Below are 15,383 nucleotides of genomic sequence, written 5' to 3'. Positions count from 1 at the left end.
CTTCGACCCCACCACCACACCCATCACCGACTGGACCTACCTCAAAGCCAAATGGGCACCAGCCATCACCCAACTCCCCCTCACCGGAGGACCACTAGGAGCCTGGACCCTACCCACCCTCGGCACCTTGACATCCATGGCACTACTGACCGGCATCGGACTCACACTCCGCAAAAAACAAGCAGGACACAACCTCAGACACTAAACCAACAACACACCAGCCAGGCCCCACCCCAACCAACACAGGCAGTGCCCCCGACCCAGCACAGCTCGGGGGCACTGCCACACCCAACAACACACACCACACAATGAATCAAAAAAAAAATGTGACACCCACCCCCCATCGGCGGGTGTCACAAGGCTATGGTCGACGGTCAGCTCTCACTACCGAGCATGGAGGCTATGCGCCGACGAGTGCTATGCCAGACCTGGCGCGGCCGATGGTTGAGCCGATCTAGGTAAGGGGCCAGCAGTTTGTGGCCTTCACTGAAGACCAGGGCTGTAAGGGATACAGCCAGACAGGTCAGCCACTGGCCGCCGGTCAGCGGAATCATGCCCAGCAGGGCCGCCGGACCGGGCAGGTACATGACTCCGGCATGGATGGCCAAGGCCAGAACCGAGGCCAGGAGCAGGAACTTATTGTCCAAGGGATTGAGCTGGATGATGAGCTTGCGCTCGGACCGGGCGGACATGGCGATGAAGAAGTTGAAAAGCACCAACAGGGTCAGGGCCATGGTCCTGGCCTGGCCCAAAGCCAGTCCTTGGGCCAGGCTCAAACGGAACATGAGCAGCACGCATGTGGCCATCCACAGGCCGCACACTGCCGTACGCACCCAGAGGGTCCGGGAGAGCAGGCCTTCGGAGGGGCTGCGGGGCGGGGCCTTGAGCTCCTCACCGTCACCGGGCTCGAAGCCCAAGGCGATGTCTTGGACACCGTTGGTCACGAAGTTTATCCAGAGCATCTGCAGGGGCAGGAAGAGCAGGGGCATGTCGGCGATCACGTTGACACCCACGGCGATCATGGCCGCCGCGGCGGTGGCCAGCAGGAAGTAGGCAGAGCCTCGTATGGCCTTGAAGGTCACCCGGCCCTGACGGACCGCGTGGGTGATGGTGATGAAGTTGTCATCGGTCAGGACCACGTCGGCGGCCTCGCGGGCCACGTCGGTGCCGGACTCACCCATGGCTATGCCCACGGAGGCCGCCTTGAGGGCCGGGGCGTCGTTGACACCGTCGCCGGTCACGGCCACGACCTCCCCCTGGTCCTGCAGGGTCTCGACGATCCGCAGCTTGTCCTGGGGCGAGACGCGGGCGGCGATGGAGGTCTCGGCCAGTCGCCCCTTGAGGACCTCGTCGCTCATGTCCAGCATCTCTGAGCCGGTCAGGGCGTTGGTGGTGTGTTGGAGGCCCAGACGCTTGCCGATGGCCGAGGCGGTGAGCGGGTGGTCGCCGGTGATCATGATGACCTTGATGCCGGCCTGGGCGCACTGTGCGATGGCCTCGCGCACGCCGGGGCGTGGCGGGTCCAGCATGCCTTCGAGTCCCAGGAATGTCATGTCATGCGCCTTGCGGTGGAATTCCAAGCCTTCCGGGGCGTCAGTCGGCTCGATGGTGCGGCTGGCTACACCGATGACCCGCAAGCCTTGGCTGCCCATGGCGTGGTAGGTCCGGTCAACGGCCTCAGTGTCCAGGGCCACCTCCCGGCCCGACTCGTCCAGCATGGTGGCGGACATGGCCATGATGGCATCGGGGGCGCCTTTAACATACTGGGTCAGACTGCCGTCAGGGTTGCGGCGGATGCACATGGAGTGGAGGAGCTCGGGTTCGTAGGGCGTCTGCAGTTCGATAGGGGCAGCCAGGTCAGCCTGGGTGATGGCTTCGGTCTGGTCGGCCACCCTGGCCATGGCCATATCGACGGCATCCCCGCTGTAGCTGATGGACCCGTCCTCACCAACCTGGCGATGGGCCTCGTTGGTCATGGCACCTGCCTTGAGCAGAGCCATGTAGCCGGCACGCTGGGACGGCGACAGGGGACTGCTTGCCGGCACCAGCCCGGCAAGTTCGTCAGAACCGGCAGCCTCCGCATCCAGGCCCTCAAAGGAACCCAGCTCGTCAATCTGCACAGGCTGACCGCCACCCAGGGAGCACTGCTCCACGGTCATGCGGTTCTGGGTGAGGGTACCGGTTTTGTCCGAGCCGATGACGGTAATGGAACCCAGGGTCTCGACAGCCGGCAGGGAGCGCACGATGGCCTTGTACTGGGCCATGCGGGAGACACCCAGGGCCATGGCGACGGTCAGCACGATGGGCAGGGCCTCAGGCATGGATGCCACGACCAGGGACACTGCGGAGAGGAAGGCCTGGGCCGGGTCGCCGTTGAGGAGGGCTCCGCCCATGAAGACGAAGACGGCCACGAGGATCACGGCTGCGGCGATGCCGGTCTCGGTGCGTTTGATGATGCGCTGGAGGGGGGTCTGGCCGTTGGCCACCTGCACCAGGTCGTTGATCTCACCCAGCTCGGTGTCTGCGCCGGTGGCTACGACGATGCCCTGGCCACGGCCGGAGGTCACCATGGTGCCGGAGAAGGCCAGGCAGGTGCGGTCACCCAGGGAGGCATCGGCGGCTACGGGGTCGGTCCTCTTCTTGGCGTCCTCGGACTCGCCGGTCAGCATGGATTCGTCGATGCGCAGGCGCAGGGTCTCAATCAGGCGCAGGTCGGCGGGAATCCGGTCGCCGCTCTCCAGGGTCACCAGGTCGCCGGGGACCAGCTGGGAGGCATCGATGGCCTGGAGCATGCCGTCTCGGATGACCTGGGTGGTCGGTGTGGACAGGTTGGCCAGGGCCTCGACGGCGGTGGCCGCCTTGATCTCCTGCATGTAGCCGATGATGGCGTTGAAGAGCAGGACAATGAAGATGGCGCCTGCGTCCACGAAGTGCTGGAGGAATATGGTGATGATCCCGCAGACCACCAGCACGGCAATCAGGGGGCTCTTGAATTGCTCAAGGAATATGCGCCACTTGGGCTTGGCCTCGATTTCGGCCAGCTTGTTCTGGCCGAAGAGGTCCAGACGGTGGGTCGCCTCGGCCTGGGTCAGGCCCCGGGCTGAGCTCTTGAGGAGTTTGAGGACCTGACCGCTGGAGATGCTGTGCCAGGCAGTCTCCTCGTTGGCCTGCTTGTGCTCCTCCTGGAGCCGGTTGTGCTGGGGGCCGCCCGCCGCTGCCGTCATCTGGCGGCTGTCTGCCGCCACGTCTGTCACGCTGATGGTTCCTCCGCCTTTCTCTGTGGTGGGTCGGGTGTCATGCCCGGGTCGCTGCCGGGTCTGTTCCGGCTGCTTGGTCTGGTTGGTCTTGTCTCTGGTCTTGTCTACCTGTGGATTCATGGGAACCTGGCCTTCCGTCGGGTTCTCGTTCTTGATGCGCCGGTCGGTGCGGACCGCTCCTGCCCAGGCCCCTTCAGACACTGGGTGAAGCCGCCTCACACCATCTTTGCAACCGATTGCACCAATAGATACATATACATACGTATGTTCTTCTTCATCTTGTTTTATTCGCCACGCCTGCCGCCCCACTCGGGAACAGCAACTGCGAGCGCTCCTACATCAAGCCCTGTTTCGGACCCTGGTCCAGCGTCACTAGATGATTACGCCTGGCACCTGGGCTACCCCTCGGCACTTCGTACACTCGAGCATTGTTTGGACCGCTTAGCCTAGGGTATCGAAGACCCCTTACGGTTTACTGAGAATCAGCCCTCAGCACCATGGCCCTTGCAGGACCTCCACAAGCCCCTGCTTCCCCATCCAAGACATCGCCCCACCATCATCCCCATCTGGCCCCGGCTTGTCCACTTCAACAAACAGACTGCACGTTTTGGGACATGTTCTGTACAAGATCGTCCTCACAGTGCAGTCTGCTGTACAGCGTGCCCATGTGCGGGCCAGCGCAGGTCAGAGCCGGTAGACCAGGCCCTCCCAGGCACGCAGCAGGCCACCTTCGGGCAGCTCATCGTGGGTGGAGATGACCAGACAATCGGCGGACAGTTGACCCAGGTCTCCCAAGAGCCGGGCGGCGGCATCGGGCACTTCGGCAGGCAGGTTGGAGCAGTTGACCAGGACCAGCAGACGGTCTGCACCCAGGGCCCGCACGAAGTCGTAGACCTGTGGGTCGTCGGCGTCCAGAAGCTCCCAGGAGCCGGCGGCCACCACCGGGTTGCTGTGACGCAGGGCAATCAGCTGCTTGTAGAAGGCGTAGACCGAATCCTTGCTGTCGAACTGTGCGGCGGCGTTGATGGTCACATGGTTGGGGTTGACGGCAATCCAGGGCTCGGCCTTGGCATCGGGAGCCATGAAGCCGGCGTAGGTGGAGGCGTCCCACTGCATGGGGGTGCGGGCGTTGTCGCGGCCTCGCTTGGCCATGGCGTCTAACATGGACTCAGGACTCTGGATTCCGGCCTCATCCACCCGCTGGTGGTAGAGGTTGATCGCCTCCAGGTCCCGGTACTGGTCCAGGGAGGTGAAGTGGGCGTTGGTCATGCCCAGCTCCTCGCCTTGGTAGATGTAGGGCGTGCCCCGGTGCATGTGCATCATGAGGGCCAGGGCCTTGCCGGAGGCCACGCGGCCCTCCTCGGTGGAGTCCTCGCCCCAGCGTGACAGGGAGCGGGGCTGGTCATGATTGTCGAAGAAAAGGCTGGCCCAGCCGACCTGGCTCACGGCACCCTGTTGCTCGGCCATGGCCTCCTTGAGCTTGGTCAGGTCCAAGGGGGTCGGCCGCCACTTGTCATGGTCCTCGCAATCGGTGTCCATCTGCTCGAAGAGGAAGAGCATGTCCAGCTCCCCGTTGGCCGGATTGGTGATGTGGGTGTTGCGTTCCGGTGTGATTCCGGGCGCCTCGCCCACCGTGATGAAGCCCTCGCGGCCCTTGAACACGGCCTGGCGCATCTCGGCCAGGAACTCGTCCAGGCGGGGACCGTCGGAACAGAAGGGATAGGGGGTGGAGTAGCCGTCGGGACCGACCGGCAGGTCGGCGATCCGGCTGCCTTCCTCGCCGGGCAGGCGACCCTGCCCGTCAATTCGCTTGGAGACCTGGGTGATGACGTCCATACGGAAGCCGTCGATGCCACGGTCCATCCACCAGTTCATCATCCGGTAGACGGCCTGGCGAACGGCAGGGTTCTCCCAGTTGAGGTCAGGCTGCTTCTTGGAATACTGGTGGAAGTAGTATTCGCCACGCTTCGGATCGTACTCCCAGGCCGAGCCGCCGAAGTAGGAGCCCCACTTGTTCGGCTCGGCGCCAGGGGTGCCGGGCTCGTGGCCGGGGCGGGCCTGGCGCCACCAGTACCAGTCGGCCTTGTCGGAGGCCTTATCCCGACTGGCTTGGAACCAGGCGTGCTCGTCGGAGGTGTGGTTGACCACCAGGTCCATGATCACCTTGAGACCGCGCTCGTGGGCCTGGGCCAGCAGCTGGTCCATATCGTCCAGACTGCCGAAGAGCGGATCGATGTCCTGGTAGTCGGAGATATCATAGCCATTGTCGTCCTGGGGGGACTTGTAGACCGGGCTCAGCCAGATGACATCGACGCCCAGGTCGGCCAGGTAGTCCAGACGGGAGATAATGCCCTGCAGGTCACCGTAGCCGTCACCGTTGGAGTCCTGAAAGGAGCGCGGGTAGATCTGGTAGACCACCGCGTTGGCCCACCAGGGATTGGGGCTGGCGCCGTTGGTCCGTATTGAGTCCGGGAGTTGCATACGTGCTGCTGTGACCATAGCTGCATCCTTTGCTTCTGCGGCCAGACCTGGACCACACCCATGTCGAACCCAGACCTTGCCATGCTTGCTGTGCTTACCCTGGTCCCAACTCACCACCGCCTGGCAGGAACCATGGCATGGAAGCCATCATAGGGAGACGGACTTTTCTTTCCAAGCCCTGGCGTGGCACTCATCGGCGCAAGAAAAAGAACCTATGGAATATGCCTGCCGGAGCCAAGGGAGCCAGTCCGGCACCCCAGCGACGGTCGGCTGCCGCTTGATGGTCGCCGGTGCCGCAGGTCTCCCCCTCGCAGGTCAAAGGCGGCTGGAGATGCCACATATGGTAGGTGCCCAGCGTATATTTTGAATCAGGAAAGAAAATCTGGGAGGAGTGCGATGAGGGCCAGTGAAGCCACGCCGAACAGCGAGCGCCAGCCCAAACGACCCCAATGGTTCCAAAGCTCACCAACCAGCCATGAGGTGGTCAGGTCCATCATGCAATACGGCCCCATCGCCCGCACTCCCCTGGCCCAGCTCCTGGGGCTCTCCCAGGGGGCGCTCTCCCGCATCACCAGCGACCTGATCTATGCGGGCGTCATTGAGGAACTGCCCCAGGAATCGCTGGCGGCCGCCTCTGCCCACCGACTCCCCCAACCCGCTGATGACCGACGGCGTGGACGGCCCCAGACCGCCCTGCGCCTACGCAGCGACCAGCGGACCTTTGTAGGTATCAGCATCCACAACACCAACGTCAGCGCCATAGCCGTCGATGCCCTCTGCCAACCCCTGACCGAGCGTATGGATGAATCCCTGGGTTCCACGGAACCCCAGGCGGTGGCTCAGCAGTTGGCCTCGCTCTACCAACGCTGCCGGAGGGGCATCACACCCGAACCGGTAGGCCTGGGGATTTCCCTAGGCGGGTATGTCGAGGATATGCGCCGGGTGACCTACGCCCCCTTCCTCCGCTGGAACCAGGACGTGGACCTGGCAGGCTTGGTGGAGGCCGAATGCGGCGTGCCCACGGAGGTCTTCAACGATCTGGATACCCTGCTGCTCTTCGAGAACTGGTTCGGGCACGGGGTGGGCATTGACAGATTCGCCATAGTGACCATCGGCATTGGCATTGGCTACGCCCTGAGCGAGCATGGCAGACCCATCGACTACCCCGACAACAGCTACGGCATGGCGGGCCATATTCTCGTTGACCCCCAAGGGCCAACCTGCCCGGCGGGCCACCAAGGCTGCTCCTACTGCCTGACCGACGACTCCCTGGCCCAGGAATACTCCTCCCTGATTGGGCGGACGGTGGGCTTCCAGGACTTTGCCACAGACGCGGTCCATGGCCTGCCCCAGGCCCGGTCCCTAGTCAGCAAGACCTGCTTCCGCTTGGGTGCCTTCCTGGCCACGATGTCGAACTTCGCCATGCCAGACAAGGTCTTCGTCAGCGGCGAATCCTCCTTCATCGCCGGTATGGACACGGAGGCCATCCGCAAGGGAATGGACCGCTACCGGCCGAGCAAAAGCAGCAAGGTTGACGTAGAGATCCTGGACTTCTCCTGGTCCATCTGGGCCAGGGCAGCAGCCGCCCAGGCCATAGCCAGCTATGTCTGAGGCCCGCTGACGGGTGCCCACAGCTTTGGCCGGGGCACGTCGCTTCTGGCCAGCGGACGCTGCGGTCTTCAGTCATGGCGCTCGCCACAGGCTGACTTCATCGGCTTATTCAAGCTGGCATTGACCCCCATATTCACCGCCACATAAAGGACGAGGGGCAGCACAGACCGGGCGTTGCGGCTAGAGTGACCGGCAGGAAAGCTTAGGAGGCGATGCAAGGCCATGGGCATGGATGACTCTCAGCAAGTCACAGCAGCAGCGGAGCAAGCAGGGCGGCCTCAGCAGTCTGCCGCCCTGCGCTGGGCCCTCATGGCCCTAGTGGGCCTGCTGGCGGGTTTTCTCTCCGGACTATTCGGCATCGGCGGCGGCTCCATCATCGTGCCGGCCCTGGTCTGGGCCGGGCTCTCCCAGCGGCAGGCGGCGGCAACCTCCCTGGCGGCCATCGTGCCCGCCTCGGTCTCCGGGCTGGTCTCATACGCCATGTCTGGACGGGTGGACTGGTTGGCGGCCATCCTCATGGCCTGCGGCAGCATCGTCGGCTCCCAGCTGGGTGCCTGGCTGCTCTCCCGCATGTCCGAACTCTTCCTGCGTTGGGCCTGGGCCGCCTTCCTGGCCTGCGTGGTGGTCTCCCAATTCGTCTTCATCCCCTCACGCGACTCCAGCATCCATATGACCTGGCTGACGGGCCTGTGCCTGCTGGCGATCGGCCTCTTGATCGGCACTCTCTCAGGCCTCTTGGGAGTAGGAGGAGGGGCGGTGGCCGTACCGGCTCTGTCACTGTTGTTCGACGCCTCCGACCTCATCGCCCGGGGCACGTCGCTCCTGGCCATGTTCCCCGGAGCCATCACCGGCACCATAGCCAATGCCAAGCGTGGCCTGGTCCACCTGACCACCGGCCTGGTCGTTGGCCTCTTGGCCGCCCTGGCCGCCCCCTTGGGCAGCATCTGCGCCAACCACCTCTCCGCCCGCCTGGGTTCCATACTGCTGGCCCTCTACCTGGCCGCCATCCTCCTACGCTGCATCTGGTCCGCCCTTTCCATCACCCCAGGGCTGGCAGCCTCCCTTGGCGGTCTTCACCGCCGCTAGGAAAGCGCACAGTATCCACCAAGAGCCTTCGTCGCCTATGAAGCAGCCGCGAGCCTACAGGCCGAACGCTATACCAGTCTCGGCTCCAGCTTTGTGTGGCATCGGTCTGCCGCCTCAATCAGGGCGCACACTCCGGAAGATGGATCAGCCTGGAGAACTGCTGATGCTCCGCCTTCTCGACAGACGCCTCGCTGCCGGGCATGGGCCATGGCATCGGCGGTAAGCCACACAATCTGATTCCACCGGTTATGCTTCCCCTTCCCATAGGAAGGACAATGCTGCCGAACATAACGGTCCGTGCTGGACGAGCCACCGCTTGCGGGGCAACCAGGCCTGGAGAAATCAGCAAAATGCCATATGAGCCAGACATCAAAGCAAGGATTCGACAATGCCGCATGAACCCCATTGTCGGCAGCCAAATCACATGCCCTACGCACTTGCCCGTCACGCCCATCCAAATCGAACACGGCCCAGACCTGGTCAAAGAAACCTTTCGCTATGCCCGCATCCGCATCACCATTGACCGCCTGTGCAGCCACTGTGACAATATCGACGGGATCTGAGCTGGGTATTGTGCAATCGACGCTCACACCGGAACCACGAATCAGTTGATCTGCGGATGGTCAGACTCGGCCTCCGCCCGGACGAACATATGTCGTTTCCTGGTCCGTTGCTGGCCGTGCACACCCTCATCACGATGCTCCTCGTGGACCTTCCCCTGGCATATGGAAAACCCGTAGAGGTATTCCCCGCCGACCTCCGGCATGAAACGAACCTCATACTCTGTCGGGCGCGAGGCCGAATCCTTATCCAGCATGAACCCATTGTCAGGAAGAGGCTGTGCCACTCTCCGGTCCGCCGACTGGGTGACCAGTTCCCGCACGTAGAGCAAGGCCTTTATTACCGTTGTTGTGCCTGAAGCGTTTGCACCATAGAGCACGGCAACAGGCGTTACCTGCCCATCCTGACCTATGCCATCAGGGATCGCCGGACGGGATCCATCGCCCGACGACAGTATGGAGAGCAGCTGCTCGTCTCGCAACGAGCGATAATTGGCGACCTTGAACGACAGCAACATTGCACTTCGCCCTAGGAAAATTTCATTCTACCCTCATATTGCACCAGATTCTCGCACCAATCAATATTAAAATTGTGTATTTACTTTTTATCGTCCAATATCTTTCCGACATGCCTACGGTCCTGGAAGAAATCGGAGAGGAGGGAGGCGCAGTCGGCCTCAAGCACGCCGCCTACAATCTCCGGGTGTTGTCCAATATGTGGATCCCTGGGCAGGTCCCAGACTGAACCGCATGCCCCCAGTTTGGCATCCCAGGCACCAAAGACGATCCGGCCCAGATGGGCCTGCAGGGCGGCGCCGGCGCACATGGGGCAGGGTTCCAAGCTGACCACCAGGGTGCAGTCGCTCAGCTGCCAACCCCCCAGCGAAGCGGCTTGACGCAAGGCCTCAACCTCCGCATGGGCCAGCGGGTCCCCGGTCAACTCCCGGCGGTTACGCCCTCGGCCAAGGACCTGGCCATGGCCGTCAACCACCAGGGCACCCACCGGCACCTCACCCGCCTGCCCAGCCTCCCGTGCCAGGGCGAGGGCTTGGTGCATCAATTGGTCATATGGCATGGGTCTCAGTTTAGAGCAGACGCGACGTGCGCGGGGTTTCGTGCTTTATACTGACAGTAATAGGTCATGTGTGTCATTTCTTCCCGATGCAGGACCTTCTGGAAGTTGCCGCCAGCGGTTGGGTACCTGGTGCGATGGTGTTCCTAGAGAATAGAGCCGTCAGGCAAGTCGGCATGTTGGCACTGGGGGCTTACAGCCGACGCAAGCCACAGTCAGGAATGGGCCGGGAAGCAGTACGATAACCCGACTACGGCAAAGCCCGTAAGACGGAAAAGAAAGGTGGGTGCCGTGGAGGTTGTCCGGCTCATTCTATACATTCTGGCGGCGGTAGTTGCCTCCTCATTCATCAGCCGGTTCATTCCCAAGATCTCCACGCCCCTGGTGCAGATTCTGCTGGGTGCCCTCCTTGCGGAACTTCCCTTCTTCCCCGAGGCCACCCTGGACCCAGAGCTCTTCATGGTCCTCTTCATCGCGCCCCTGCTCTACCTGGAGGCGCACGAAGTCGAGAAGGACTCCCTGCTCAAGACCCTGAAGCTCTCCTTGTCCATGGCCATCGGTCTCGTGCTCCTGACCATGTCCGTGGTCGGGCTGGCCCTCAACGCCCTGTGGCCGGCAGTACCCCTGGCAGCGGCCTTCGCCCTGGGTGCCGCCCTGGGCCCCACCGACGCGGTGGCCGTCTCCTCGCTCAGCAGCGAGGCCTCACTGTCCGAAGGGCAGAAAAGCGTTTTGGAGGGTGAATCCCTCTTCAACGACGCCTCGGGCGTCATCGGCTTCCAGTTCTCCATCCTGGCCGCCGTGACCGGCACCTTCTCACTGACCCAAGCCACTGGCCGTTTCGTGGTCACCTTCGTCGGCGGCATCGTCTTTGGCCTGGTAGCTGGATTCCTAGCCAACTGGCTCTTCACCAGCATTCGATCCCTGGGCTGGGAGACGGTGACCAGCAGAATTCTCATGGAGCTCTTCCTGCCCTTCCTGATCTACTTGGGCGCGGACCAACTGGGCCACGTCTCCGGCATCCTGGCCGTGGTGACCGCCGGGCTCACCGTCCACTTCGACCGCACGGGCATTGGACCAAACGTGGCCCGAACCAACATTGTCTCCACCAGTGTCTGGTCGGTGCTCTCCTTCAGCCTCAACGGAGCCGTCTTCATCCTTCTGGGCATGCAGCTGCCGGCAGCCATCAAAGACAGTTGGAATAACTCAAGCGTGAGCAACAACCTGCTGATGGTCGAAATAGTGCTCATCTCCCTGCTGGTGATAGGCCTACGCTTCGCTTGGATCGCCGCCACCCTGGCCCTGGAACGCGACCAGGAGACCAAACGCTGCCGCCCCATGACAGCCGATCGTTGTCGGTCAGCAGCCGTCATGACCTTCGGCGGACCCAAGGGAACCATCACCCTGGCCCTGATGTTCACCATCCCCTACATCACCCAGTCCGGAACCGCCTTCCCCGTGCGCAGCGAACTCATCTTCGTGGCGGCCGGAGTGATTGTCGTGACCCTCGTCCTGGCCAACTTCCTGCTACCGGTCCTGGCCCCCAAAGACGACGGAGGCAGGGCCAAGGCAGTCACCGAAATAGCCATTGACGTGGTCAGGCAGACCATCGCCGAACTGAGCAACCGGGTCACCAAGGAGAACCGCAGGGCCGTCATGCTGGTCATCGACTCCTACACCAAACGCATCACCCGCATGAAGCAGCACCTGGGCATCAGCGACCCGCAAGCCTTTGCACAGTTGCAGGTGGATGCCCTGCGCTGGGAGAAGGAATACGTGCAGCAGGCCCTGAACGAAGCCAAGGCCGAGAGCAGGGAACTCCATGAGCGGCAGGGAGACAAGGCGGACCAAGGGGAATATGAACTGAAGATCGAGGCTGCGGAACGCATGATGGACAACATCATGAACGCCATACGCCACAGCTCGACCAAGGGTGTCGGCGGCCAGGTGATCTCACACATCAGGGGCCGCTGGTACGTCTTCCGCCACCGTGGGATCATGCTGATCAAACGCGGCAATGCCAAGATCCGCCGGACAACGCCCCTGGTCAACGAGAATGAGCTCTACAACGCCACCAGAGACCTGCAATCCAAGGCCATTGATTACGTGATCAATCGCCTCTACCGGGAAATGAAAACCGGCCACTACAGCGCCGAAGACTGCTCCGCCCTGCTGCTGGACTACCGCCGCACCTCAGCCGCCCTGAAATCCCGGCCCGGACTGCCCGACAGCGTGGAGTTCATCAACCAGCTGGAGGAAGTCAAGCACGAGAGCTACGCCATCGAGCTGAGCGTCATCCAGGACCTTCAGGAGAGCGGCAAGGTCAACCGCGCCCAGGCCAGGGAGCTGCGCCGCAACGTATACGTCATGCAGGTCGACGCCGACTCCGGGGTGTGAGCGGGCCACAGGTCGCCGGATGTCGGTTGGCCCGCCGCCACCTGACCGTCGTTGCCTCAAATCGCGGGAAATGGGACATTTTTCACCGATTTTTGTCCTATCCCTCGCGATTTACGCTAACTGCCGCAAAGGATGTGACATCCTGCGGGTTGAGCGGTGAGCTTGACGTTGACGCAGATGCGCTGTATTGACGGACGACCCTGCCAAAGGGATGGCGACGTTCAGGAAGGGGTGTTATAGTGTGTCTCAACTAGTAAGAATGAACTGGCATGCCTTACATCATGGGGGAATATAGGGCACTCGTTACTGGGAGACTTCCATACACGCCTTGACAGGCGGCACTCATCTCCGGTGACTCCAGTTCGAGAACGATTGTGTGAGTACACCAAAGGATTCAAATACTGATGTTGAATACTGTCTTGCGTGCCATTGCCGCGGGATTGCTCTGCCTGAGCATCGCCACACCCAATGTAGCAAATATCACCCCCCCCCCCCCTAGAGGAAACTAACACTTCAAGCTACGCTTCAACACCAGGCAAACCCTCCAACACATCAGGCAGGCACACTCCCTCAACGACGAGCAGGACCAACCAGCCAACCGGACATCTTCCGGACACACCAGGCCAGGCCACGACAGCCGGGACCACCACAACGCCAGCACGGGCACACCGGCCCGCCGTCCAAACCCATACGGGACGGGTCCGCACCATCGCCGACACCCAACCCGGACCGCAGCAGACACAGGAACGGTCCGGCCAGACAGCCCCAGCCGACATCGCGGGCAAGGCCGGCGACAGTGACAAGACACCCTCCAACAGCACCGACACCGACACGGAGAGCACCGGCCAGAAGGGCACACCCGGCACGGCGCAGGGAGGCACCGGCGGGACGGACACGCCGGCCTCACCGGCCCCGTCCTCGCAGGGCCAGCTGGGCCTGGCACCCCAAAGCGGACTGGGTCTGCCCCAGGACGGCCTGGGTCTGGCGCCCCGGGGCAACCCGCTGCTGCGCGGCGGCAGCGGCTGCGTGGCCGAAGTCAACACCTTCAGCGAATGCCTGCCCGACACCAACCTCGCCAAGGCCGTGGCCGAAGCCATACGAGGGGCCGGCACCGACCCGGCCACCACCGTCATCACAGCCAGCGACCTGGCCGTCACCCGCCTGAACCTCAACGGCAAGCACATCGTCGACCTCACCGGCATCGGCGCCTTCACCGAACTGACCGAACTCGACCTGGGATCCAACGACATCACCGATGTCAGCCCCATCAGGGGCGGTGCACTGCAGAAACTGTGGATTGACCAAAACCACATCCAAAATCTGACCGGCCTCGGCTCTCTGATAGGAACAACCCTAAAACCCCTAGCCCCGGGAGGTGGTATACCTGTTGGTGCGAGTTTTCCTGCCCTATCCTATCTGGACGCATCAGGTCAGACCATTAAACTCCCGGACCGTTCCATCGGTGAACCCTTTGATGGGGTTCCCCTACCGAGATTCACCGCCGGGTACGTAATGAGAGTGCAACCCAGTAGCGCCAATCCCAACATTCCCAGTAGCGCGCGCGGCACCGTACATGTTTCTTCCCCCGGAAGAGTAGCAGGCGGCACGGCATACCCTTGCTTATTATCATATGACACTGAATCCTACTACGATGGATGCTACGCGCCTGCCGGCGTCATAATGCGCAGCTTTCCAATTTCCACTTATAACTGGACCAGCACAGGGCCAGGCAAATACACATTTGCATTCCGCTCACAAGGCGCCAACTTTGCGTGGGGATTTAATAATAACTCCCGACTACTCGAAGGCTTCCCGGTTACCGCTACGCCTGCCGGTGGCAGTGGCACGTTCATCTTCTCCGGTACGTTCGAGCAAATACGATACGGTTATAAGGTGACCCTCGCCCCACAGAACGGCGACCCCACCTGGGAGCAACACCTCACCGGCAACTACGCCACCCAGCCCTCGCCCGACCCGGTCAGGCCCGGCTACCAGTTCACGGGCTGGTACACCGCACCCACCGGCGGCAGCAAATGGGACTTCGCCAATACGAAAGTCACCGCGGACATGACCCTGTACGGACAGTGGCAGAAACTGCCCACCGTGACCTTCCATCCGTGCAACGGGGATCCGGACACCAGCGTCACCCTGCCCACCGTGGGCTCCACCACAGCCAGCGTCATGCCCGCCAACACCTCCAAGCAATACCATGACTTCGCCGGCTGGTTCACCACCCCCAGCGGCGGCACCCCGTGGAACGTCGGCACACCAGTGAACACGGACCTGGATTTGTACGGGCAGTGGAAGCGACGCACCCACCAGGTGACCCTCGACGCGGATGGGGGCACCGGAGGGCCCGCCACACCCCGCACCGTCAACGAGGGCGACCCCATCGGCACGATCGCCAACCTGCCGGCCAAGCTGGGCCATCACATCAGCTCCTGGACCAACACCGCCACCGGCAACCCCTGGAACCTGGCCGGCGACCCGGTCATGGCGGACATGACCCTGAAAGCGGTCTGGGAGCCGGACATGTACACGGTGCGCTTCCTGAACCCCGACAGCCCGGCCGCCCCACCGGCCGACCAACACGTGCCCTACGGGGGCAGCGTCGGCAACCCCGCCAACCCCGCCATACCCGTCTACCCCGACGAGGCCGCACCCGACTTCAAGGGATGGTTCACCAGCCAGGACACCAGATGGGACTTCCGCACCGCCACCATCGGCCCCGACCAGGCCAACAACAGCCACATCATGGTCCTGACCGCCAAATGGACCAGACGCGTCACCATCACCTACGACCTGGGCCAGGCGGCAGGCGACCTGAGCATCACGGCCCAGACCATCGACAAGGACACCACCCTGAACGCCCCCACACCGGGCGCCTGGAGCCACGGCACCTTCAACGGCTGGTACACCGAC

The 15,383-nt window shown here is 62.7% G+C and carries 11 protein-coding genes; 5 read left to right on the top strand and 6 right to left on the bottom strand.

What is annotated here, in order from left to right:
* Window positions 1-205 (top strand): hypothetical protein (locus CRD60_RS09210; protein WP_236630923.1); only part of this gene is annotated, 205 nt, incomplete at its 5' end.
* A gap of 169 nt (window positions 206-374) precedes the next feature.
* Here the strand turns inward: CRD60_RS09210 and CRD60_RS08120 are convergent.
* Together CRD60_RS08120 and CRD60_RS08115 are read right to left on the bottom strand one after the other, a co-directional pair.
* Window positions 375-3,458 (bottom strand): cation-translocating P-type ATPase, encoded by a 3,084-nt coding sequence (locus tag CRD60_RS08120; protein WP_236630922.1) that lies wholly within the window; start codon window positions 3,456-3,458, stop codon window positions 375-377.
* A 483-nt stretch (window positions 3,459-3,941) separates the two neighbouring features.
* On the bottom strand, window positions 3,942-5,756 hold the full coding sequence (locus CRD60_RS08115; protein WP_113860773.1) for a glycoside hydrolase family 13 protein: 1,815 nt from the start codon (window positions 5,754-5,756) through the stop codon (window positions 3,942-3,944).
* Window positions 5,757-6,134: 378 nt separating this feature from the next.
* Here CRD60_RS08115 and CRD60_RS08110 point away from each other — a divergent pair, with 378 nt between their 5' ends.
* Window positions 6,135-7,349: an ROK family protein gene (locus CRD60_RS08110; RefSeq protein ID WP_113860772.1), complete on the top strand. Its 1,215-nt coding sequence runs from the start codon at window positions 6,135-6,137 to the stop codon at window positions 7,347-7,349.
* Between the two features lie 228 nt (window positions 7,350-7,577).
* Window positions 7,578-8,435, top strand: coding sequence for a sulfite exporter TauE/SafE family protein (locus tag CRD60_RS08105; protein ID WP_113860775.1), 858 nt, complete (start codon window positions 7,578-7,580; stop codon window positions 8,433-8,435).
* A gap of 68 nt (window positions 8,436-8,503) precedes the next feature.
* Here CRD60_RS08105 and CRD60_RS09475 read toward each other — a convergent pair whose 3' ends face one another.
* The 3 genes from CRD60_RS09475 to CRD60_RS08090 all read right to left on the bottom strand — a co-directional run bounded on the left by CRD60_RS09475 (window position 8,504) and on the right by CRD60_RS08090 (window position 10,070).
* Window positions 8,504-9,025, bottom strand: a complete 522-nt coding sequence (locus CRD60_RS09475; RefSeq protein WP_407923191.1) for an RloB family protein — start codon at window positions 9,023-9,025, stop codon at window positions 8,504-8,506.
* A gap of 14 nt (window positions 9,026-9,039) precedes the next feature.
* Window positions 9,040-9,513 carry an AAA family ATPase gene (locus CRD60_RS08095; RefSeq protein ID WP_113860770.1) on the bottom strand — a complete coding sequence of 158 codons (474 nt, stop codon included), beginning with the start codon at window positions 9,511-9,513 and terminating at the stop codon, window positions 9,040-9,042.
* Between the two features lie 80 nt (window positions 9,514-9,593).
* On the bottom strand, window positions 9,594-10,070 hold the full coding sequence (locus CRD60_RS08090) for a nucleoside deaminase (RefSeq protein WP_113860769.1): 477 nt from the start codon (window positions 10,068-10,070) through the stop codon (window positions 9,594-9,596).
* Window positions 10,071-10,358: 288 nt separating this feature from the next.
* Here CRD60_RS08090 and CRD60_RS08085 point away from each other — a divergent pair, with 288 nt between their 5' ends.
* Complete coding sequence (locus CRD60_RS08085; RefSeq protein WP_113860774.1) at window positions 10,359-12,461, top strand: cation:proton antiporter; 2,103 nt, start codon at window positions 10,359-10,361, stop codon at window positions 12,459-12,461.
* Between the two features lie 903 nt (window positions 12,462-13,364).
* Here the strand turns inward: CRD60_RS08085 and CRD60_RS08840 are convergent.
* The gene (locus CRD60_RS08840; RefSeq protein ID WP_113860768.1) at window positions 13,365-13,766 is read right to left on the bottom strand and encodes a hypothetical protein; all 402 of its coding nucleotides are present in this window, start codon (window positions 13,764-13,766) and stop codon (window positions 13,365-13,367) included.
* 588 nt (window positions 13,767-14,354) lie between these two features.
* On the opposite strand from CRD60_RS08840, the gene CRD60_RS08835 reads away from it, so the two are divergent.
* Window positions 14,355-15,383 (top strand): InlB B-repeat-containing protein (locus CRD60_RS08835; protein ID WP_161522222.1); only part of this gene is annotated, 1,029 nt, incomplete at its 3' end.

The organism is Bifidobacterium aemilianum (assembly GCF_003315635.1).
GTDB classification, from domain to species: domain Bacteria; phylum Actinomycetota; class Actinomycetes; order Actinomycetales; family Bifidobacteriaceae; genus Bifidobacterium; species Bifidobacterium aemilianum.
This window is presented reverse-complemented; position numbering and strand designations above follow the sequence as displayed.

Excerpts from the sequence above, each read along its gene's own strand:
- CRD60_RS08110 (WP_113860772.1), top strand. The coding sequence starts at position 6,135 with ATGAGGGCCAGTGAAGCCACGCCGAACAGCGAGCGCCAGCCCAAACGA.
- CRD60_RS08115 (WP_113860773.1), bottom strand. The coding sequence starts at position 5,756 with ATGGTCACAGCAGCACGTATGCAACTCCCGGACTCAATACGGACCAAC.
- CRD60_RS08095 (WP_113860770.1), bottom strand. The coding sequence starts at position 9,513 with ATGTTGCTGTCGTTCAAGGTCGCCAATTATCGCTCGTTGCGAGACGAG.
- CRD60_RS08105 (WP_113860775.1), top strand. The coding sequence starts at position 7,578 with ATGGATGACTCTCAGCAAGTCACAGCAGCAGCGGAGCAAGCAGGGCGG.
- CRD60_RS08090 (WP_113860769.1), bottom strand. The coding sequence starts at position 10,070 with ATGCCATATGACCAATTGATGCACCAAGCCCTCGCCCTGGCACGGGAG.